Source organism: Escherichia sp. 94.0001 (assembly GCF_013369155.2).
Taxonomy (GTDB): Bacteria; Pseudomonadota; Gammaproteobacteria; order Enterobacterales; family Enterobacteriaceae; genus Escherichia; species Escherichia coli_F.
Map to the genome: position 1 here is coordinate 13,106 of NZ_JABWMS020000049.1, position 21,747 is coordinate 34,852.

The following is a 21,747-nucleotide window of genomic DNA, read 5'->3' on the forward strand; positions in this document are numbered from 1 at the left end:
TAAGTGACTGGGGTGAGCGAACGCAGACGCAGCACATGCAACTTGAAGTATGACGAGTATATTTACAGCATGTTCCAGCCGATCAGCATATTCCACCACCACACGCCGAGGGTGATATGTACCAGGAAGGTTAATATCGTCAGTACCGCACCGACCAACCACCAGGATTTAATATCGTTATAGCCTACGCCGAAGATGACCGGACCTGCCGCACCGCCATAGTGAGTAACCATGCCGCCATAGGAGTTGGAGAAAAGCAGCGCCAGCGCAGTTAACATTAACGGTGCGCCGGAGACGTTCGCCAGCATGGCAAATACCGGTAACATGGCAACGATATAGGCACTACCGGAAGCAAAGAAATAACGCACGATGATGCTAAGGAAAATAATAACGAAGAAAGCTACGTTACCATGGCCGTCAAATGCCAGGTTATTTTTAAAGACTTCAGCTAACCATTCGAAGAACTTAACTTTCGATAATAAGGAGCTTAAGCCGATAATACCGCCGTACCAGATTAAGGTATTCCAGCCGCCTTTATTTTTCACCACGTCTTCCCAGGTAACGATCCCCAGCAGCAGCATGGTCGCCATAACAACGATTGCCACAGTGGATTCATCTACCCCGAGCGTTTTACTGAAAATCCAGCCCAGCAGCGCCAGCACAAAGACACCGAGCAGCATTTTTTCGCGAATTTTCATCGGGCCCAGTTCGGCAAGGCCCGCTTTAGCGATAGTTTTGTTATCCACCTTTTTAATTTCTGGCGGATACATGGTGTAAATCACCAGCGGAGTGACCAGCAGCATAATGATGCCCGGTAAACCAGCGGCCAGTGCCCATCCACCCCAGCTAATTTGCAGGTGCAGAATGTCGTTGATCATTTTCAGCGCCAGAATGTTCCCCGCCATTGCGGTAAAGAACATATAGCTGGTGGTTTTAGTGACCATGTAAATGGACATCATCAGGTAATGTCCAACACGACGTGGGCTTTTTTCAGGTTCTGACCCCAAAGCCACCGCCACGCTGTTGATGATCGGTAACACAATGCCGCCCGCACGCGCGGTGTTAGACGGTGTTGCCGGAGCCAGTACCAGATCGAGGAATACCGTAACGTAACCCAGCCCCAGGGTAGTGCTACCAATTTTGCCAATCAATAAATAGGCAATACGTTTACCTAACCCTGTGGTCACAAATGCGGCGCTTAAGGTAAACGCCGAGAACACCAGCCAGGTGGTACCTGAAGAGTAACCGCTTAATACGGCGGTGGTCTTAAACGCACCGTCGGATAAGTTACCGACCACCACCATGGAGGCAGCAACGGCAATTAACAGTACGACAGGTTCCGGGAAAGGCTTGATAACCAGCCCCACAATGGCCGCCAGGTAAATACCAAAAAGCACCCACGCCAGTTCGCTTAATCCTGCCGGAGCTGGCATAAAGCCAATAATACATGGGATCGCTAATATCAGAATTAGCTTCCATAACGATTTCTTATTCATTTAAAATCCTGTTCTTTCTGTATGACTCATACAGAAGTCCTTTATTGTTTGTCCTTATCACGACAACAAAATTTTTCAGGGAAGATAAACTTCACCGGAAAATATTTTTCTGGTTGTCCGAATAACAGATGCGCGTAACGTCGTGGCATCCTGACCTTCATTACTTAAATGAACGTCGAGTGCACCACTGGGATGTTCAATATTGATATTGCCATATCCTACAGAAGGGACGATTTGTCGGGTGACGGTGCCTTCCAATGCACAACTACTGGAAATAGCAATAGCACCGGTTATCGCCAGCGCGCGATGGCAAGAATGCGGCATAAAATAACGCACATTAATTGCCCCGCCTTTCTGCGCTGGAGAAATAAGCACAGGTTTAGGGATAACCATATTACTGACATCGCCTAAGCCCATTGCTTTACCCGCTTGTAGACGGATAGATTCAATGCGGGCTAATAATGCTTTGTCGGCATCCAGTTCCGCCGGTAATTCATAGCCTGTTTTTCCCAGATATTCAGCCGGAATAATGACGACTGGCATCGCCATATCGATACAGGTCACCGGGACATCGTCAAAATAATCAATCTGATTATCAGTCGGGAAGACTTTTCCGGTTTTCGTTCCGGCGGCATTCAGGAAAGTGAGCGCAACTGGTGCGGCAGTACCCGGTACGCCGTCAATTCTGGCGCTACCCTCGTACTCGACAACACCATTTGGCGTTTGCACATCAGCTTCGATGAACGTACCCGTATTGACGTTGCGGATACGTACGCGGGTAACTGGCGAAGTCGCTGCAATCAAACCATTTTCAATGGCGAATGCCCCAACGCCAGACAGCATATTGCCGCAGTTAGGCGTGGTATCGACACGTTGCTCATGGACGATAACTTGAGCAAACAGATAATCGACATCAGCACGCGGATCGCTGGAACGGCTAATAATGGCGACTTTACTGGTCAGCGGATTACCGCCGCCAATACCGTCAATTTCCAGATCGTTACCGGAACCCATAATTGCCATCAATATTTTATCGCGCTGCGTTTGATCTTCGGGTAGATGTTCCGCTAACAGGAACGCGCCCCTCGAGGTTCCACCTCGCATCATCACGCAGGGTATTTTTTTCATAATAATGCCCTCAATTTAAAAACATAACTTATTGCGATATGGTTACATTAAGGGCAAAGCATCTCTAATGACTTTAGCTCAACGATTAATAACATTTTTTCATTAATTTAAGTTGGCTAAATGCAGTTAAAATTTTTAACGGCCTGTCATCCAAAATCGTCGCATCCATTTTTCGGAGTAATAATGAAGCATGAATTATCAAGTATGAAGGCATTTGTCATACTGGCAGAGTCCAGTTCATTTAACAATGCTGCTAAATTACTCAATATTACGCAACCTGCATTAACGCGAAGAATAAAAAAGATGGAAGAAGATTTACATATTCAACTATTTGAGCGTACAACTCGCAAGGTTACGTTAACAAAAGCAGGAAAAAGGTTGCTCCCGGAGGCGCGGGAATTAATAAAGAAATTCGATGAAACGCTTTTTAATATTCGTGATATGAATGCTTATCATCGTGGTATGGTGACGTTAGCGTGTATTCCGACTGCAGTATTTTATTTTTTACCACTGGCAATCGGTAAATTTAATGAGCTGTATCCCAATATTAAAGTGCGGATTCTGGAACAAGGCACGAATAATTGCATGGAATCGGTGCTGTGTAACGAATCAGACTTTGGCATAAACATGAACAACGTCACAAATTCATCCATTGATTTTACCCCACTGGTCAACGAGCCGTTCGTGCTGGCCTGTCGGCGTGACCATCCATTGGCCAAAAAGCAGCTTGTAGAATGGCAGGAGTTAGTGGGTTACAAAATGATTGGCGTACGCTCCTCCAGCGGCAACCGACTTTTGATAGAACAACAGCTGGCCGACAAGCCCTGGAAGCTGGACTGGTTTTACGAAGTGCGTCATCTTTCGACGTCATTAGGACTGGTGGAGGCGGGACTGGGGATTTCGGCGCTTCCTGGTCTGGCAATGCCCCATGCACCCTATTCTTCGATTATTGGTATCCCGCTGGTGGAACCGGTTATACGTCGGACATTGGGGATTATTCGCCGCAAAGATGCCGTGCTTTCTCCGGCTGCAGAACGCTTTTTTGCCTTGCTGATTAATTTGTGGACTGACGATAAAGACAACTTGTGGACCAATATCGTCGAACGCCAGAGACATGCGTTACAGGAGATAGGTTAATACACCGGCGCAGGAGAGACTGCGCCGGGTAAATCAGCGGTTAGTGTGCGTTAACCACCACCCACATTGGTCCCTGCCCGACCGCATAGCGGCCTTTTTCATGCAGTAGCCCCTGCTCGCCAACAATTTCGTATACCGAGATGTGGTGAGATTTTTGCCCGGCGGCAATCAGATACTTGCCGCTGTGATCAACATTAAAGCCGCGCGGCTGGGTTTCCGTTGGCTGGAAGCCCTCTTTACTCAACACGCTGCCATCTTCCGAAACGCTGAAGACAGTAATCAGGCTGGCAGTACGGTCACAGGCATATAAGTGACGCCCATCCGGGGTGATATGAATATCAGCCGCCCAACGGGTGTCGGAGAAGTTTTCCGGCATCATATCCAGCGTCTGGACACATTCGATATTGCCGTGCGGATCTTTCAGTTCCCAGACATCCACTGAGCTGTTTAACTCATTGACGCAATACGCATATTGTTCGTTTGGATGGAATACCATATGACGCGGGCCGGCCCCTTCAACGGTAGTCACTTCCGCAGGGTCCTGCGCCACCAGATGACCATCATCGCTGACCGTAAACAGGCAAATGCGATCCTGCTTTAATGCCGGAACCCACAACGTACGGTTGTCCGGTGAGATATTGGCAGAATGGCAACCGTCCAGCCCCTCGACCACATCGACGACGCCCACTGGCAGGCCATCTTCCAGACGCGTTACGCTCACGTTACCCGCATTGTAAGAACCTACAAAGACAAACTGCCCCTGGTGATCGGTGGAAATATGCGTCGGGCTACCCGGCAGCGCAGACTCTGCGGCAAAGGTCAGTGCGCCATCGTCCGGGGCGATACGATACGCCAGGACGCGAAACTCAGGGCGAACACCAACATAGAGATAACGTTTGTCCGGGCTGACCACCATCGGCTGCACCTGCCCCGGCACATCGACAACCTGCGTCAGCGTCAGTGCGCCTTCATGATTCAGGTTCCAGACGTGAATTTGCTGGCTCTCAGGGCTGGCGATATAAACTGTTTGCTTCATGAATGCTCCTTTGCATTTAGCAACTGACTGTAACAGCTAAAATTAGTCGCTTTTGGCGGTGAATGCTGAATTAAAACGCAGAATTTTGTCCGATAGTGGTATCGGTGTACCATTCGCGCAGACGAAAATTCTTAACCTTAATCTGGAATACGCCATGACCACACGCGTGATTGCACTCGACTTAGACGGCACCTTATTGACCCCGAAAAAAACCTTGCTTCCTTCATCGATAGAAGCCCTGGCCCGCGCTCGCGAAGCAGGCTATCAATTAATCATCGTCACGGGCCGCCATCACGTCGCTATTCATCCTTTTTATCAGGCGCTGGCGCTGGATACACCTGCTATTTGCTGTAATGGCACCTATTTGTATGATTATCATGCAAAAACAGTGCTTGAAGCCGATCCAATGCCCGTTAATAAAGCCCTGCAACTCATTGAGATGCTGAATGAACACCACATTCACGGTCTGATGTATGTGGATGATGCAATGGTCTATGAGCACCCGACCGGGCATGTCATTCGCACGTCTAACTGGGCGCAAACCCTGCCGCCGGAACAGCGTCCGACCTTTACCCAGGTTGCTTCACTGGCCGAGACAGCGCAGGAAGTTAACGCAGTATGGAAGTTCGCCCTGACACACGATGACCTGCCGCAATTGCAGCATTTTGGTAAGCATGTTGAACATGAATTGGGACTAGAGTGTGAATGGTCCTGGCACGATCAGGTTGATATTGCCCGCGGTGGTAACAGCAAAGGTAAACGCCTGACGAAATGGGTTGAGGCGCAAGGCTGGTCGATGGAAAACGTCGTCGCATTCGGCGATAATTTTAATGATATCAGTATGCTGGAAGCCGCTGGTACAGGCGTGGCGATGGGCAACGCTGATGACGCAGTAAAAGCGCGTGCCAACATTGTGATTGGTGATAACACCACCGACAGCATCGCCCAGTTCATTTATAACCACCTGATTTAATCAGGCGGTTATCGAGACACTTTTAATTTGCGCGTATAGCCATAGGCCAGGTTTGATCGCCAGTTCATCCCTGGCCCACGGGCTTATTCGCGCCCACAGCGTTTTACCGCCGACTTCCAATTCCACTTCCACCTGACCGTTGTCGTCATAGCTATTGACGACTTTGGCGCGCAGCACATTGCGGATGCTGGTTTGTTGCGGCGGTTGTAAAACCAGAGAAACATCGGAAGCCTGGATGCGGATGCGTAGCGCGGCTTGCAGCGGTTCATCCAGCTTATTAACCCACAAATGCTGATCGCCCAGCGCCAGCGCGGTCATCGCGTAACGCGGATGATGTTCCAGTACCGTTACTTTCAGAATGCTGCTTTGTTGCTCTTTCGGCAGCCATGGATTCATCACGCTACTGCCCCAGACTTCTTCCAGCGCACCGAACGCTTTCACCTGGCCATTTTCCAGTACCATCACTCGGTCTGCCAGATGGAGGATCTCATCCAGCGAATGGCTGACATAGAGCATCGGAATGTTGATTTCCCGCGTCAACCGTTGCAGATAAGGCAATAGCTCGCGTTTTCGCGGAAGATCCAGCGAGGCCAGTGGTTCATCCAGCAATAATAATTCCGGTGCCGTCAGCAATGCCCGGCCAATTGCCACACGCTGTTTTTCGCCTCCGGACAGGCTGCCCGGTAAACGGTCAAGCAACGGTTCAATGCCTAAAAGCGCCACCAGCTTATCGAACTGATCGACCATGCTTTTCGCCATGCCGTAGCGCAGATTTCCACGTACTTTGTAATGCGGAAACAGCCGCGCATCCTGAAACACATAACCAACGCGACGCTTTTCTGGCGAAAGGCAGATCCCTTTTTCGGCGTCATTTAGTACCCGACCATTGAGGACAATCCGCCCTTTTTGCGGACGTGTCAGCCCACTGATGGCATTAATCAGCGAGGTTTTTCCAGCTCCGGAGACACCAAAGATAGCGGTGATACCATTGGCGGGCAGCGTTTCATTAATGGCCAGGCAATGATTGCCCAACGTCTGGGAAAAATTCAGTTCCAGCATGATTAGCGCCCCGCCCGTTCACGGCTGATTCTGGCCAGCCATTCTGAAATCAACAGGGAGATCATCGCCAGCGCAATAGAAATAATACACAGTCTCGCCGCACCACTTTCCCCGCCGGGGGTCTGGATCAGGGTATACATGGCTGAAGGAATGGTTCGCGTTTCGCCAGGAATGTTAGAAACAAAGGTGATGGTTGCACCAAACTCACCGAGCGAACGAGCGAATGCCAGTACCGTACCGACGATAATTCCCGGTAAGGTCAGCGGTAACGTGATAGTAAAGAACACGCGCCAGCGCCCCGCCCCCAATGTTCTTGCGGCCTGTTCCAGTTTGACATCAACCCCTTCCAGCGCCAGACGAATTGCCCGCACCATCAACGGAAACGACATCACGGCGGCAGCGAGAACCGCGCCACGCCAGCTAAAGGCGAAGGTAATGCCAAACCAGTCATACAGACGTTCACCGATAAATCCGCGCCGTCCCATCGAAACTAATAACAAGTAACCGACGACCACGGGCGGTAACACCAGCGGTAGATGCAGTACGCTGTCGAGCAGAGCTTTGCCCGGAAATGTGCAACGCACCAGTAACCAGGCAAAAAAGATCCCAAACGGCAGGCTAAACAGCACAGCCAGGGAAGAAACTTTCAGGCTTAATAAAACCGCCTGCCATTCTGGATCGGTCAGTATCATTACTTGGTTGTAAATCCGTAGCGTTTAAAAATTTCCGCAGCCTGCGGTCCCTTCAGATAATCATAAAATGCTTTTACTGTCGCATTGTTATGTCCTTCCACAACAGCAACCGGATATTCCACTTTTTTATGTGAATCTTCCGGGAAGGTGGCAACCACTTTTACCCCTTTGCTGGCAACTGCGTCAGAACCGTAAACAATGCCCAGCGGCGCTTCATTGCGTTCGACCAACGCCAGCGCGCCACGAACATCTTCCGCCGGAGCCAGTTTCGGGGAGAGCGTATCCCATGCGCCCAGTTTTTGCAGTGCTTCTTTTGCATAAATGCCAGCGGGAACATGTTCCGGATCACCAACCGCCAGGCGACCGCCATTCAGCAGCGAAGTCCAGTTGGTTTTGCTGTCAATGGAGAAATCTTTCTGCTCGCTGGCTTTCGGTGCTACAACAACCAGGCTATTACCGAGTAGAGTCTGACGCGAGGCCGTATCGATCGCTTTTTTATCAACCGCATAATCCATCCATTTCTGATCGGCAGAAATAAACAGATCCGCAGGCGCCCCCGCTTCAATCTGACGGGCCAAGGTAGAAGACGAGGCGAAAGAAGAGACGACATCTACGCCTTTCTCTTTTTTATACTGCGTAGCGATGTCCTGCATTGCGTTAGTCAGTGATGCGGCGGCGAACACCGTGATTTTTCCTTCATCTGCCAGTACATTGCCAGCAACAGCGAAAGAGAATGCCGCCCCGGCAAACAAGTTCAACCATTTACGAGCCATTGGTAACCCCTTAATGTAACGTTATGTAGGCGACAATATAACGGCAAGTTCAGAATTTTCCCAGCAGTTATTGCTAACCTTTGTGAGGTTGATGAAAAAAATATCGGCAGGAAAAGCAGGAAGTTGAGAAAAAGAAAATGCCCGACTAAGCGGGCATTCAGAGAATCAATGATTTTGTCCGGGCTGGTCTTTTTTACCAACACCAGAAAAGATGTTGAATACTTCACCAAGACCGTAAATCAGACCCAGGATGATGGCCATCACGACAGGTACCATGATTACGGCGAATACCAGACTTTTTAATAACTCTAACATGGTCAACTCCAGATATAGTCATGAGACTATTCTAACCGCTAAGCACAGAAAAGCACTCCCCTTTTGTGCGGTCAGCTTTGCGTGGCGTTCGTTTTCCGTCACAATAAGACTTTTGCCAGGACATTGTTATGCAGGCCGAAATCCTTCTCACCCTTAAGCTCCAACAAAAATTATTCGCCGACCCGCGCCGCATTTCGTTACTAAAACACATTGCGCTTTCCGGTTCCATTAGCCAGGGAGCGAAAGATGCCGGTATCAGCTATAAAAGCGCCTGGGATGCCATTAACGAGATGAATCAGTTAAGTGAGCATATTCTGGTTGAGCGCGCAACAGGCGGTAAAGGTGGCGGCGGCGCAGTACTGACCCGCTATGGTCAGCGACTGATTCAGCTCTATGATTTACTGGCGCAAATCCAGCAAAAAGCCTTTGATGTGTTAAGTGACGATGACGCCTTGCCGCTGAACAGCCTGCTGGCCGCGATCTCACGTTTTTCACTGCAGACCAGTGCCCGTAACCAGTGGTTTGGCACCATCACCGCCCGCGATCATGATGACATTCAACAACATGTTGATGTCTTACTGGCCGATGGCAAAACACGCCTTAAAGTCGCGATTACCGCACAAAGTGGCGCACGTCTGGGACTGGATGAAGGCAAAGAAGTGTTGATTCTGCTGAAAGCGCCGTGGGTGAACATTACTCAGGATGACACTGTCGCCCAGGGTGCCGACAACCAATTGCCGGGCATTATTCGTCATATAGAGCGCGGTGCAGAACAGTGCGAAGTATTAATGGCGTTACCTGACGGGCAAACTCTGTGCGCCACGGTGCCGATAAATGAAGCAGCTTCTCTTGAACAAGGGCAGAATGCCACGGCTTACTTTAACGCCGACAGCGTGATTATCGCTACGCTTTGCTAAGCGTGTTGACAATTTGTTATGAAACACGTATCCCTGTCAGTAATCGCTGCAAAAAATGGGATATAAAATGTCATCGTTGCAAATTTTGCAAGGCACGTTTCGTCTTAGCGACACAAAAACGCTGCAATTGTCTCAGCTAACGTTAAACGCGGGTGATAGTTGGGCGTTTGTCGGTTCGAATGGAAGCGGGAAGTCGGCGCTGGCCCGCGCGCTGGCGGGGGAACTTCCGCTTTTGAAAGGTGAACGACAAAGTCAGTTTTCCCACATCACTCGTCTCTCCTTCGAGCAATTGCAAAAGCTCGTCAGCGACGAATGGCAACGGAATAACACCGATATGCTCGGCCCTGGCGAAGATGACACCGGACGCACTACGGCTGAAATCATTCAGGATGAAATTAAGGATGCACAGCGTTGTGCGCAGCTGGCGCAGCAGTTCGGTATTACCCCCCTCCTCGACCGACGCTTTAAATACCTTTCCACTGGCGAGACGCGAAAAACCCTGCTGTGTCAGGCGCTGATGTCGGAGCCAGACTTGTTGATTCTTGATGAGCCGTTCGATGGCCTTGATGTTGCCTCACGTCAGCAGCTGGCTGAGCGACTCGCCTCGTTACATCAGTCCGGTATTACCCTGGTACTGGTGCTCAATCGCTTCGATGAGATCCCGGAATTTGTCCAGTTTGCTGGCGTGCTGGCGGATTGCACGTTAGCGGAAACTGGTGCTAAAGAGGAACTACTGCAGCAGGCACTTGTCGCGCAACTGGCGCATAGCGAGCGGCTAGAAGGTGTACAACTGCCGGAGCCGGATGTACCTTCAGCACGTCACGCCTTACCCGCCAACGAACCGCGCATTGTGCTGAAAAATGGCGTGGTTTCTTATAACGATCGCCCCATTCTTAATAACCTTAGCTGGCAGGTGAATCCAGGCGAGCACTGGCAAATTGTCGGGCCAAATGGCGCGGGAAAATCGACGCTATTAAGCCTGATTACAGGCGATCATCCGCAAGGTTACAGCAACGATTTGACGCTTTTTGGACGACGTCGCGGCAGCGGCGAAACCATCTGGGACATCAAAAAGCATATCGGTTACGTCAGCAGTAGTTTGCATCTGGATTACCGCGTCAGCACTACCGTGCGCAACGTGATCCTTTCTGGCTTTTTTGATTCGATTGGCATTTATCAGGCCGTTTCAGATCGCCAGCAAAAACTGGTGCAGCAGTGGCTGGATATTCTCGGCATTGATAAACGCACGGCTGACGCGCCTTACCATAGTCTTTCCTGGGGACAGCAACGTCTGGCGCTGATCGTTCGCGCACTGGTGAAGCATCCGACTTTGCTTATTCTTGATGAACCTTTACAGGGACTTGATCCACTCAATCGCCAGCTTATCCGCCGTTTTGTTGATGTGCTGATTAGCGAAGGTGAAACGCAATTATTGTTTGTTTCACACCACGCCGAAGATGCGCCCGCCTGTATTTCCCATCGTCTTGAGTTCGTGCCGGACGGTGACCTCTATCGTTATGCGCTGACAAAAATAAACTGAGTCGGTAATGCTGACTGTACCGGAGGCGGCCTTAGCGCCCTCTCCGGCCTACAGTTCGACACATCCAGGCATGAAACCGCGACTTTTTTCAGATAAAAAGCGCAATCATTCATAAACCCTCTGTTTTATAATCCATTAATGGCGCATAAAAAACGGCTATATTCTTGTGTAAACGATTCCACTAATTTATTCCATGTCACACTTTTCGCATCTTTGTTATGCTATGGTTATTTCATACCATAAGCCTAATGGAGCGAATTATGAGAGTTCTGGTTACCGGTGGTAGCGGTTACATTGGAAGTCATACCTGTGTGCAATTACTGCAAAACGGTCATGATGTCATCATTCTTGATAACCTCTGTAACAGTAAGCGCAGCGTACTGCCTGTTATCGAGCGTTTAGGCGGCAAACATCCAACGTTTGTTGAAGGCGATATCCGTAACGAAGCGTTGATGACCGAGATCCTGCACGATCACGCTATCGACACCGTGATCCACTTCGCCGGGCTGAAAGCCGTTGGCGAATCGGTACAAAAACCGCTGGAATATTACGACAACAATGTCAACGGCACCCTGCGCCTGATTAGCGCCATGCGCGCCGCTAACGTCAAAAACTTTATCTTCAGCTCCTCCGCCACCGTTTATGGCGATCAGCCCAAAATTCCATACGTTGAAAGCTTCCCGACCGGCACGCCACAAAGTCCTTACGGCAAAAGCAAGCTGATGGTGGAACAGATCCTCACCGATCTGCAAAAAGCCCAGCCGGACTGGAGCATTGCCCTGCTGCGCTATTTCAACCCGGTTGGCGCGCATCCGTCGGGTGATATGGGCGAAGATCCGCAAGGTATTCCGAATAACCTGATGCCATACATCGCCCAGGTTGCTGTAGGCCGTCGCGACTCGCTGGCGATTTTTGGTAACGATTATCCGACCGAAGACGGTACTGGCGTGCGCGATTACATCCACGTAATGGATCTGGCGGACGGTCACGTCGTGGCGATGGAAAAACTGGCGAACAAGCCAGGCGTACACATCTACAACCTCGGCGCTGGCGTGGGCAGCAGCGTGCTGGACGTGGTTAATGCCTTCAGCAAAGCCTGCGGCAAACCGGTTAATTATCATTTTGCACCGCGTCGCGAGGGCGACCTTCCGGCCTACTGGGCGGACGCCAGCAAAGCCGACCGTGAACTGAACTGGCGCGTAACGCGCACACTCGATGAAATGGCGCAGGACACCTGGCACTGGCAGTCACGCCATCCACAGGGATATCCCGATTAAGGAACGACCATGACGCAATTTAATCCCGTTGATCATCCACATCGCCGCTACAACCCGCTCACCGGGCAATGGATTCTGGTTTCACCGCACCGCGCTAAGCGCCCCTGGCAGGGGGCGCAGGAAACGCCAGCCAAACAGGTGTTACCTGCGCACGATCCAGATTGCTTCCTCTGCGCAGGTAATGTGCGGGTGACAGGCGATAAAAACCCCGATTACACCGGGACTTACGTTTTCACTAATGACTTTGCGGCCTTGATGTCTGACACGCCAGATGCGCCAGAAAGCAACGATCCTTTGATGCGTTGTCAGAGCGCGCGCGGTACCAGCCGGGTGATCTGCTTTTCACCGGATCACAGTAAAACGCTGCCAGAACTGAGCGTTGCGGCATTGACGGAAATCGTCAAAACCTGGGAGGAGCAAACCGCAGAACTGGGGAAAACATACCCGTGGGTGCAGGTCTTTGAAAACAAAGGCGCGGCGATGGGCTGCTCTAACCCGCATCCGCACGGACAGATTTGGGCAAATAGCTTCCTGCCTAACGAAGCTGAGCGCGAAGACCGCCTGCAAAAAGAATATTTCGCCGGGCAGAAATCACCAATGCTGGTGGATTATGTTCAGCGCGAGCTGGCAGACGGTAGCCGTACCGTTGTCGAAACCGAACACTGGTTAGCCGTTGTACCTTACTGGGCTGCCTGGCCGTTCGAAACGCTACTGCTGCCCAAAGCCCACGTTTTGCGGATCACCGATTTGACCGACGCCCAGCGCAGCGATTTGGCGCTGGCGTTGAAAAAGCTGACCAGTCGTTATGACAACCTCTTCCAGTGCTCCTTCCCCTACTCTATGGGCTGGCACGGCGCGCCATTTAATGACGAAGAGAATCAACACTGGCAGCTGCACGCGCACTTTTATCCGCCTCTGTTGCGCTCCGCCACCGTACGTAAATTTATGGTTGGTTATGAAATGCTGGCAGAGACCCAGCGAGACCTGACCGCAGAACAGGCAGCAGAGCGTTTGCGCGCAGTCAGCGATATCCATTTTCGCGAATCCGGAGTGTAAGTAATGAGTCTGAAAGAAAAAACACAATCTCTGTTTGCCAATGCATTTGGCTACCCTGCCACTCATACCATTCAGGCGCCTGGCCGCGTGAATCTTATTGGCGAACACACCGACTACAACGACGGTTTCGTTCTGCCCTGCGCAATTGATTATCAAACCGTCATTAGCTGTGCGCCACGTGATGACCGTAACGTTCGCGTGATGGCAGCCGATTATGAAAATCAGCTTGACGAGTTTTCCCTTGATGCGCCCATTGTCGCTCATGAAAACTATCAATGGGCTAACTACGTCCGTGGCGTGGTGAAACATCTGCAACTGCGTAACAACAGCTTCGGCGGCGTGGACATGGTGATCAGCGGCAATGTGCCGCAGGGTGCCGGGTTAAGTTCTTCCGCTTCACTGGAAGTCGCGGTTGGAACCGTATTGCAGCAGCTTTATCATCTGCCGCTGGACGGCGCACAAATCGCACTTAACGGCCAGGAAGCAGAAAACCAGTTTGTTGGCTGTAACTGTGGGATCATGGATCAGCTAATTTCCGCGCTCGGCAAGAAAGATCATGCCTTGCTGATCGATTGCCGCTCACTGGGCGCCAAAGCGGTTTCTATGCCGAAATGTGTGGCTGTCGTCATCATCAACAGTAACTTCAAACGTACCCTGGTCGGCAGCGAATACAACACCCGTCGTGAACAGTGCGAAACCGGTGCGCGTTTCTTCCAGCAGCCGGCCCTGCGCGATGTCACCATTGAAGAGTTCAACGCTGTTGCGCATGAACTGGACCCGATCGTGGCGAAACGCGTGCGTCATATCCTGACTGAAAACGCCCGTACCGTTGAAGCAGCCAGCGCACTGGAGCAAGGCGACCTGAAACGTATGGGCGAGTTGATGGCGGAGTCTCATGCTTCTATGCGCGATGATTTCGAAATCACCGTGCCGCAAATTGACACTCTGGTAGAAATCGTCAAAGCTGTGATTGGCGACAAAGGTGGCGTACGCATGACCGGCGGCGGATTTGGCGGCTGTATCGTCGCACTGATCCCGGAAGAGCTGGTGCCTGCCGTACAGCAGGCTGTCGCTGAACAATATGAAGCAAAAACAGGTATTAAAGAGACTTTTTACGTTTGTAAACCATCACAAGGAGCAGGACAGTGCTGAACGAAACTCCCGCACTGGCACCCGATGGTCAGCCGTACCGACTGTTAACTTTGCGTAACAACGCAGGGATGGTAGTCACGCTGATGGACTGGGGTGCGACTTTACTTTCCGCCCGTATTCCGCTTTCCGATGGCAGCGTCCGCGAGGCGCTGCTCGGCTGCGCCAGCCCGGAATGCTATCAGGATCAGGCCGCGTTTCTGGGGGCCTCTATTGGTCGTTATGCAAACCGTATCGCCAATAGTCGTTATACCTTTGACGATGAAACCGTGACGCTTTCGCCAAGTCAGGGCGTTAACCAGCTGCACGGCGGCCCGGAAGGGTTCGACAAACGTCGCTGGCAGATTGTGAATCAGAACGATCGTCAGGTGCTGTTTGCCCTGAGTTCAGATGATGGCGATCAGGGCTTCCCGGGTAATCTCGGCGCGACGGTGCAATATCGTCTGACCGACGATAACCGTATCTCCATTACTTATCGCGCCACGGTTGATAAACCTTGCCCGGTGAATATGACTAATCACGTCTATTTCAACCTCGACGGCGAGCAGTCTGACGTGCGCAATCACAAGTTGCAGATTCTGGCGGACGAATATCTGCCGGTTGATGAAGGCGGCATTCCGCACGACGGTCTGAAATCTGTCGCCGGAACATCTTTTGATTTCCGCAGCGCCAAAATCATCGCCAGTGAGTTTCTTGCCGACGACGATCAGCGCAAAGTGAAAGGTTACGATCATGCGTTCTTGTTACAGGCCAAAGGCGATGGCAAGAAAGTGGCGGCGCATGTCTGGTCAGCAGATGAAAAATTGCAGCTGAAGGTCTACACCACCGCTCCGGCTCTGCAATTTTACTCCGGCAACTTCCTTGGTGGCACGCCGTCACGGGGAACTGAACCTTACGCCGACTGGCAGGGCCTGGCGCTGGAAAGCGAGTTCCTGCCGGACAGCCCAAACCACCCTGAATGGCCGCAACCGGACTGTTTCCTGCGTCCTGGCGAAGAGTATTCCAGCCTGACGGAATATCAGTTTATTGCTGAGTAATGTTAAGCCCTCGTCATGAGGGCTTTATCCTCATATTGTTCAAATCACCAGCAAACACCGACATATTTGCAACTCAATATTCACAACAACCTTACACTGCGACACTATTTTCGCTATGGTTATGCGTAAGCATTGCTGTTGCTTCGTCACGGCAATATAATGAGAATTATTATCATTAAAAGATGATTTGAGGAGTAAGTATATGGCTGTAACTAAGCTGGTTCTGGTTCGTCATGGCGAAAGTCAGTGGAACAAAGAAAACCGTTTCACCGGTTGGTACGACGTGGATCTGTCTGAGAAAGGCGTAAGCGAAGCAAAAGCAGCTGGTAAGCTGCTGAAAGAGGAAGGTTACAGCTTTGATTTTGCTTACACCTCTGTGCTGAAACGCGCTATCCATACCCTGTGGAATGTGCTGGACGAACTGGATCAGGCATGGCTGCCCGTTGAGAAATCCTGGAAACTGAACGAACGTCACTACGGTGCGTTGCAGGGTCTGAACAAAGCGGAAACTGCTGAAAAGTATGGCGACGAGCAGGTGAAACAGTGGCGTCGTGGTTTTGCGGTAACTCCGCCGGAACTGACTAAAGATGATGAGCGTTATCCGGGCCACGATCCACGTTACGCGAAGCTGAGCGAGAAAGAGCTGCCACTGACGGAAAGCCTGGCGCTGACCATTGACCGCGTGATCCCTTACTGGAATGAAACTATTCTGCCGCGAATGAAGAGCGGTGAGCGCGTGATCATCGCCGCACACGGTAACTCGTTACGTGCGCTGGTGAAATATCTCGATAATATGAGCGAAGAAGAGATTCTTGAGCTGAATATCCCGACTGGCGTGCCACTGGTTTATGAATTCGACGAGAATTTCAAACCGCTGAAACGCTATTATCTGGGTAATGCTGACGAGATCGCGGCGAAAGCAGCGGCCGTTGCTAACCAGGGTAAAGCGAAGTAAACGTCATTCGCTTAAAAATGAGAAAGCCGACTGCAAGTGAGTCGGCTTTTTTGTTGCTAACAATGGAGCACATTGCCTGATGCGACGCTGCGCGTCTTATCAGGCCTACGGTGATTCATCAGATACGCCACTGTGACGGCGCATCCGACAATTAAACTTTACCCGCGACGCGCTTTTACTGCATTCGCCAGTTGACGTAACAGAGCATCGGTATCTTCCCAGCCAATGCAGGCATCGGTGATGCTCTTGCCATAGGCCAGCGGTTCCCCACTCTCGAGGCTCTGATTGCCTTCCACCAGATGGCTTTCCACCATCACGCCAATAATGGCCTTTTCGCCACCGGCAATCTGCTGGCAAACGTCAGCACAAACATCCATCTGCTTTTTGAATTGTTTCGACGAGTTAGCATGGCTGAAATCGATCATCACCTGTGCTGGCAGGCCTGCTTTGTTCAGCCCTTCTTTCACTTCAGCAACGTGCTTCGCGCTGTAGTTAGGCTCTTTACCACCGCGCAGAATGATATGGCAATCGCCGTTACCGCTGGTATTCACAATCGCCGAATGCCCCCATTTGGTTACGGACAGGAAGCAGTGCGGCGCACCGGCGGCATTAATAGCATCGATAGCCACTTTAATCGTACCGTCGGTGCCATTTTTGAAGCCGACCGGACAAGAAAGCCCAGACGCAAGTTCGCGGTGCACCTGCGATTCCGTTGTACGTGCGCCAATTGCTCCCCAGCTCATCAGGTCCGCGAGATATTGCGGGGTGATCATATCCAGGAATTCACCCGCCGCTGGCAGACCGCTGTCGTTAATATCGAGCAGTAATTTACGGGCAATACGTAAGCCGTCGTTGATCTGGAAGCTGTTATCCATATGCGGATCGTTAATCAGCCCTTTCCAGCCCACTGTGGTACGCGGCTTTTCAAAGTAGACGCGCATCACGATTTCCAGCTCATCTTGCAGCTCTTCACGCAGCGCCAGCAAGCGAGTGGCATACTCTTTAGCCGCGACGGGATCATGAATAGAACACGGACCAATCACCACCAACAGGCGATCATCATTACCTTTCAGGATCTTATGGATCGCTTTTCGGGCATGGGCAACCGTATTCGCGGCATTTTCAGTAGCAGGGAATTTTTCCAGCAATGCGACAGGAGGAAGTAACTCTTTGATTTCTTTGATGCGTAAATCGTCGTTCTGATAATTCATGTCTGTTCCAGTGTTGCCATACTTATCTTAGTGAATGCAATACTTCCAATCTATATCTTCCGTCAGAATGTGTAAACGGGGTTTTACACTATGAACGGATTAATCCTGGAATTAGCAAGAAAAACGCCAGATTGTCGCGAAAAACGAGATCTCTCCTACAATTTCTAACTGTAACTCCTTTGTTTGTTAATTATTTCAAGATTCTCTGCTGCGTTTTATAACCTGGCTGAAATCTTAAACCATTGCCTTATATTCACCTGCAAATGCACTGTTGGAAGAGGTTATCCGACATAACGACCATAACAGGAGCATCCTATGAAAATGACAAAACTGGCCACACTATTTCTGACTGCCACTCTAAGCCTTGCCAGCGGAGCCGCACTGGCTGCCGATAGCGGAGCGCAAAGCAATAACGGCCAGGCAAACGCCGCAGCTGATGCGGGCCAGGTAGCCCCTGATGCCCGTGAAAATGTCGCGCCAAATAACGTCGACAATAACGGGGTAAATACCGGTTCTGGCGGCACAATGCTGCATCCGGATGGTTCTTCAATGAACAATGACGGCATGACCAAAGATGAAGAGCACAAGAACACCATGTGCAAAGATGGTCGCTGCCCGGATATCAATAAAAAAGTACAAACCGGTGATGGCATCAACAATGATGTCGATACCAAAACCGACGGTACCACGCAGTAACCCTGCGAAATAGCCAATAATGGGAGAGCGGAGTCTCTCCCTTTTAATTTTTCCCTTCTAAAAGCAGTATGATGTCATAAAGTTAAGTGAGAATAATTAAGGGATGACTCGTCATGGCGCACTCACACTCACACACTTCCTCACACCTGCCAGAAGATAATAATGCTCGTCGCTTGTTGTATGCTTTCGGCGTGACTGCCGGGTTTATGCTCGTAGAAGTCATTGGTGGTTTTCTTTCCGGTTCTCTGGCATTGCTGGCCGATGCGGGTCATATGTTGACCGATACTGCCGCCCTGCTTTTCGCCCTACTCGCAGTGCAATTTTCCCGTCGTCCTCCCACCATTCGCCACACTTTCGGTTGGCTAAGATTGACCACGCTCGCGGCGTTTGTGAATGCCATCGCCCTGGTGGTGATTACTATTTTGATTGTCTGGGAGGCGATAGAACGCTTCCGCACGCCGCGTCCGGTCGAGGGCGTCATGATGATGGCAATTGCCGTGGCTGGGCTACTGGCAAATATACTTTCTTTCTGGTTACTTCATCACGGCAGCGAAGAGAAAAACCTCAACGTGCGAGCAGCGGCACTGCATGTCCTCGGGGACCTTCTGGGTTCGGTTGGAGCTATTATTGCCGCGTTGATTATTATCTGGACCGGCTGGACACCTGCTGACCCCATTCTCTCAATACTGGTGTCGCTTCTGGTTCTGCGTAGCGCGTGGCGACTGTTGAAAGATAGCGTGAATGAATTACTTGAAGGTGCACCGGTATCGCTGGATATCGCCGAACTGAAGCGTCGTATGTGCCGGGAAATCCCGGAAGTCCGCAATGTGCACCATGTACATGTATGGATGGTAGGCGAGAAGCCGGTGATGACGCTGCATGTGCAGGTGATCCCGCCACACAATCACGATGCCTTGTTAGATCAGATCCAACACTACCTGATGGATCACTATCAGATTGAGCACGCCACTATTCAGATGGAATATCAACCTTGTCATGGGCCAGACTGCCACCTGAATGAAGGGGTGTCTGGCCATTCACATCATCATCATTAATGGGACAGCGCGCGTGAACCTCTTTCGCGTGCGCTGTTGATCCACATCCGGCTGCCGTTGAGGGCAATAAAGGTCAGGATGATGTACTCCAGAGACATGGCGTAAACGCCCTGAAGTGCAAAAATAACGACGCTAATCACGTTAATAATCACCCACAATAGCCAGTTTTCCACATACTTACGCGTCATCAGAATCATTGCCACGATAGATAACACCATCATGCATGAATCCCAGAACGGGAAAGCGTCCGGTTGCAGTTCAGGCATCGCAACCTGTAATCCTAATGCTTGCATGATCATGACTGCCACGCGGGTCAAAAATGCAAACACCGGATTGATAAATACCGTCATCAGACCAATCGAAACAACGCAAACCGCCAACCAGCTGAGCGCCTTCGGCAATGGCAACCAGCGAATTTTCAACTCCGCCTCGTTCTGACTGGTTTGTCGCGACCACGCATACCAACCGTAAATATTCGCGGCAAAGAAAAACACCTGTAATAGCAGGCTGGCATACAGCTGAATCTGAAAGAAAATAATGCCAAACAAGGTGACGTTGATCAGGCCAAAGAAGTAGTTGCTGATCTTCTCCAGACTGGCAAGGCCAATACACAGCAACCCGGCGATCGTGCCTACCGCTTCGATCCATGAGAGATCATAACCGCCTGCTCCTATTGGTATATGTACCAGGATATTCTGCACACTAAAAAAATCCATCTTTCCCCCAAAGCGTAACGTGACGCCTTATTATTAGTTATCCACGTAGTGTAGCCGCAAAATCCAGCATACGATTGAGCGGCACCAGCGCCTTCTCTCGCAGCTTTTCCTCAACATGAACCTCGTGATTGCTTCCTTCCTGTTCTAATGCCTCTGCGATGGCCTGAAGGCCATTCATGGCCATCCACGGACAATGCGCGCAGCTGCGGCAGGTTGCGCCCTCACCCGCGGTTGGTGCTTCCAGTAACTCTTTATCTGGCACCGCCTGCTGCATTTTGTAGAAAATACCCCGATCGGTTGCCACGATAAGTCGCTGATGTGGCAATGTTTTCGCAGCAGCGATCAGTTGACTGGTGGAACCGACCGCATCCGCCATATCTACAATAGCTTGCGGTGATTCTGGATGCACCAGTATGGCAGCATCCGGGTATTCTTCTTGCAAGCGGGTTAACGCCTGAGTCTTAAACTCATCATGCACAATGCAGGCACCCTGCCAGCATAAAATGTCTGCGCCCGTCTGTTTTTGCACGTAACGCCCCAGATGTTTGTCGGGTGCCCAGATGATTTTTTCACCCAAACTATCCAGATGATCAATAAGTTCGACGGCAATGCTTGAAGTTACCACCCAATCTGCGCGCGCTTTTACCGCAGCAGAAGTGTTGGCGTAGACGACGACAGTACGATCGGGATGGGCATCGCAAAATGCGTTAAATTCTTCAACAGGGCAGCCGAGATCCAGTGAACATTCAGCCTGAAGTGTCGGCATCAGAATTGTTTTTTCCGGACTGAGAATTTTGGCGGTTTCTCCCATAAATCTCACCCCAGCGACTAACAACGTAGAAGCGGGATGCTTTGCACCGAAGCGCGCCATTTCCAGAGAATCAGAAATACAGCCACCGGTTTCTTCTGCCAGTTGTTGAATTTCGGGATCGGTATAGTAGTGGGCAACCATCACCGCATTACGTTCTTTTAGCAGACGTTTTATCTTCTCACGGTAATACGCTTTTTCATCAATACTTAACGGCGTCGGCTTCGGGGGGAAAGGATAAATCGCCGCTTCAGGATCAAACATCACGCTCATCTTACCATCTCGTTTTACAGGCTTAACATTAAAACCGACATAAGCGTGATATTCGCTATTATCGGCATGATTTGTTTTATATGCTAAACAAGATAGTCGAATGGTGGGGAAAAGTCACTCGAAATACGTATGAGATGACGAATGCCACACTTTGCGTCTTATTCCTCCGACGTAGAGTCGTTTACGCAGCAAGCGCGGAGTATGTCATCAGGGGCAAGAATTGAAATTGAGAGATGCCTGAATAGCAAAAAAGCGCCTTTAGGGCGCTTTTTTACATTGGTGGGTCGTGCAGGATGACTCACTTCGCTCGCCCTTCGGGCCGTCGCCGCAAGCGGCTCCGTTGTTTCGCTGCGCTCTACTCGAACCTGCAGCAGGTTCGAATCTTTGAATATCGCAGATAGCAAAAAAGCGCCTTTAGGGCGCTTTTTTACATTGGTGGGTCGTGCAG

At 50.7% G+C, this 21,747-nt stretch carries 21 protein-coding genes and 1 other RNA gene; 11 read left to right on the forward strand and 11 right to left on the reverse strand.

Annotation, left to right across the window (positions count from 1 at the left end):
* Positions 1-62 precede the first annotated feature (62 nt).
* Complete coding sequence (locus tag HEN33_RS18285) at positions 63-1,496, reverse strand: anion permease (protein ID WP_001036488.1); 1,434 nt, start codon at positions 1,494-1,496, stop codon at positions 63-65.
* Between the two features lie 75 nt (positions 1,497-1,571).
* Entirely contained in the window at positions 1,572-2,624 is a 1,053-nt protein-coding gene (locus HEN33_RS18290) for a 4-oxalomesaconate tautomerase (RefSeq protein WP_000723652.1), read from the reverse strand.
* A 183-nt stretch (positions 2,625-2,807) separates the two neighbouring features.
* Between HEN33_RS18290 and HEN33_RS18295 the strand changes: the two genes are divergently transcribed.
* Positions 2,808-3,761, forward strand: a complete 954-nt coding sequence (locus tag HEN33_RS18295; protein ID WP_000679972.1) for a LysR family transcriptional regulator — start codon at positions 2,808-2,810, stop codon at positions 3,759-3,761.
* A 40-nt stretch (positions 3,762-3,801) separates the two neighbouring features.
* Here HEN33_RS18295 and pgl read toward each other — a convergent pair whose 3' ends face one another.
* Positions 3,802-4,797 (reverse strand): 6-phosphogluconolactonase, encoded by a 996-nt coding sequence (gene pgl / locus HEN33_RS18300; RefSeq protein ID WP_000815435.1) that lies wholly within the window; start codon positions 4,795-4,797, stop codon positions 3,802-3,804.
* Between the two features lie 154 nt (positions 4,798-4,951).
* Here pgl and ybhA point away from each other — a divergent pair, with 154 nt between their 5' ends.
* Positions 4,952-5,770: a bifunctional pyridoxal phosphate/fructose-1,6-bisphosphate phosphatase gene (gene ybhA / locus HEN33_RS18305; RefSeq protein WP_032302725.1), complete on the forward strand. Its 819-nt coding sequence runs from the start codon at positions 4,952-4,954 to the stop codon at positions 5,768-5,770.
* On the opposite strand, the gene modC is transcribed toward ybhA, so the two are convergent.
* The 4 genes from modC to acrZ all read right to left on the reverse strand — a co-directional run bounded on the left by modC (position 5,771) and on the right by acrZ (position 8,609).
* On the reverse strand, positions 5,771-6,829 hold the full coding sequence (gene modC / locus HEN33_RS18310; protein ID WP_000891654.1) for a molybdenum ABC transporter ATP-binding protein ModC: 1,059 nt from the start codon (positions 6,827-6,829) through the stop codon (positions 5,771-5,773). It abuts the gene before it with no gap.
* A 2-nt stretch (positions 6,830-6,831) separates the two neighbouring features.
* Positions 6,832-7,521 (reverse strand): molybdate ABC transporter permease subunit, encoded by a 690-nt coding sequence (gene modB, locus HEN33_RS18315; RefSeq protein WP_000604034.1) that lies wholly within the window; start codon positions 7,519-7,521, stop codon positions 6,832-6,834.
* Entirely contained in the window at positions 7,521-8,294 is a 774-nt protein-coding gene (gene modA / locus HEN33_RS18320; RefSeq protein ID WP_000101979.1) for a molybdate ABC transporter substrate-binding protein, read from the reverse strand. The genes modB and modA overlap by 1 nt, the downstream gene beginning before the upstream one ends.
* Positions 8,295-8,459: 165 nt before the next feature.
* Positions 8,460-8,609, reverse strand: coding sequence for a multidrug efflux pump accessory protein AcrZ (acrZ, locus tag HEN33_RS18325; protein WP_000891515.1), 150 nt, complete (start codon positions 8,607-8,609; stop codon positions 8,460-8,462).
* A gap of 128 nt (positions 8,610-8,737) precedes the next feature.
* Between acrZ and modE the strand changes: the two genes are divergently transcribed.
* The 7 genes from modE to gpmA all read left to right on the forward strand — a co-directional run bounded on the left by modE (position 8,738) and on the right by gpmA (position 16,540).
* The gene (gene modE / locus HEN33_RS18330) at positions 8,738-9,526 is read left to right on the forward strand and encodes a molybdenum-dependent transcriptional regulator (protein ID WP_001147432.1); all 789 of its coding nucleotides are present in this window, start codon (positions 8,738-8,740) and stop codon (positions 9,524-9,526) included.
* A 67-nt stretch (positions 9,527-9,593) separates the two neighbouring features.
* On the forward strand, positions 9,594-11,066 hold the full coding sequence (gene modF / locus HEN33_RS18335) for a molybdate ABC transporter ATP-binding protein ModF (protein WP_176262542.1): 1,473 nt from the start codon (positions 9,594-9,596) through the stop codon (positions 11,064-11,066).
* A gap of 260 nt (positions 11,067-11,326) precedes the next feature.
* On the forward strand, positions 11,327-12,343 hold the full coding sequence (galE, locus tag HEN33_RS18340) for a UDP-glucose 4-epimerase GalE (protein WP_001265443.1): 1,017 nt from the start codon (positions 11,327-11,329) through the stop codon (positions 12,341-12,343).
* 9 nt (positions 12,344-12,352) lie between these two features.
* Complete coding sequence (galT, locus tag HEN33_RS18345; protein WP_176262543.1) at positions 12,353-13,399, forward strand: galactose-1-phosphate uridylyltransferase; 1,047 nt, start codon at positions 12,353-12,355, stop codon at positions 13,397-13,399.
* 3 nt (positions 13,400-13,402) lie between these two features.
* Positions 13,403-14,551: a galactokinase gene (gene galK / locus HEN33_RS18350; RefSeq protein WP_176262544.1), complete on the forward strand. Its 1,149-nt coding sequence runs from the start codon at positions 13,403-13,405 to the stop codon at positions 14,549-14,551.
* Positions 14,545-15,585, forward strand: a complete 1,041-nt coding sequence (gene galM, locus HEN33_RS18355) for a galactose-1-epimerase (protein WP_105271740.1) — start codon at positions 14,545-14,547, stop codon at positions 15,583-15,585. Before galK ends, galM begins: the two co-directional genes overlap by 7 nt.
* Before the next feature lie 202 nt (positions 15,586-15,787).
* Entirely contained in the window at positions 15,788-16,540 is a 753-nt protein-coding gene (gene gpmA, locus HEN33_RS18360; RefSeq protein ID WP_001295305.1) for a 2,3-diphosphoglycerate-dependent phosphoglycerate mutase, read from the forward strand.
* Positions 16,541-16,698: 158 nt separating this feature from the next.
* On the opposite strand, the gene aroG is transcribed toward gpmA, so the two are convergent.
* Positions 16,699-17,751, reverse strand: a complete 1,053-nt coding sequence (gene aroG / locus HEN33_RS18365; protein WP_089575663.1) for a 3-deoxy-7-phosphoheptulonate synthase AroG — start codon at positions 17,749-17,751, stop codon at positions 16,699-16,701.
* A gap of 315 nt (positions 17,752-18,066) precedes the next feature.
* Here aroG and HEN33_RS18370 point away from each other — a divergent pair, with 315 nt between their 5' ends.
* Both HEN33_RS18370 and zitB read left to right on the forward strand, forming a co-directional pair.
* Positions 18,067-18,447 carry a YbgS-like family protein gene (locus HEN33_RS18370; protein WP_000784342.1) on the forward strand — a complete coding sequence of 127 codons (381 nt, stop codon included), beginning with the start codon at positions 18,067-18,069 and terminating at the stop codon, positions 18,445-18,447.
* Between the two features lie 113 nt (positions 18,448-18,560).
* Complete coding sequence (zitB, locus tag HEN33_RS18375; protein ID WP_176262545.1) at positions 18,561-19,502, forward strand: CDF family zinc transporter ZitB; 942 nt, start codon at positions 18,561-18,563, stop codon at positions 19,500-19,502.
* On the opposite strand, the gene pnuC is transcribed toward zitB, so the two are convergent.
* From pnuC to HEN33_RS18390, 3 genes are all read right to left on the reverse strand, one after another.
* Positions 19,499-20,218 (reverse strand): nicotinamide riboside transporter PnuC, encoded by a 720-nt coding sequence (gene pnuC, locus HEN33_RS18380; RefSeq protein WP_000345406.1) that lies wholly within the window; start codon positions 20,216-20,218, stop codon positions 19,499-19,501. The genes zitB and pnuC overlap by 4 nt on opposite strands.
* Before the next feature lie 37 nt (positions 20,219-20,255).
* Entirely contained in the window at positions 20,256-21,299 is a 1,044-nt protein-coding gene (gene nadA / locus HEN33_RS18385) for a quinolinate synthase NadA (protein ID WP_176262546.1), read from the reverse strand.
* Positions 21,300-21,576: 277 nt separating this feature from the next.
* A non-coding RNA gene (locus HEN33_RS18390) (RtT sRNA) lies at positions 21,577-21,699 on the reverse strand.
* Positions 21,700-21,747 lie beyond the last annotated feature (48 nt).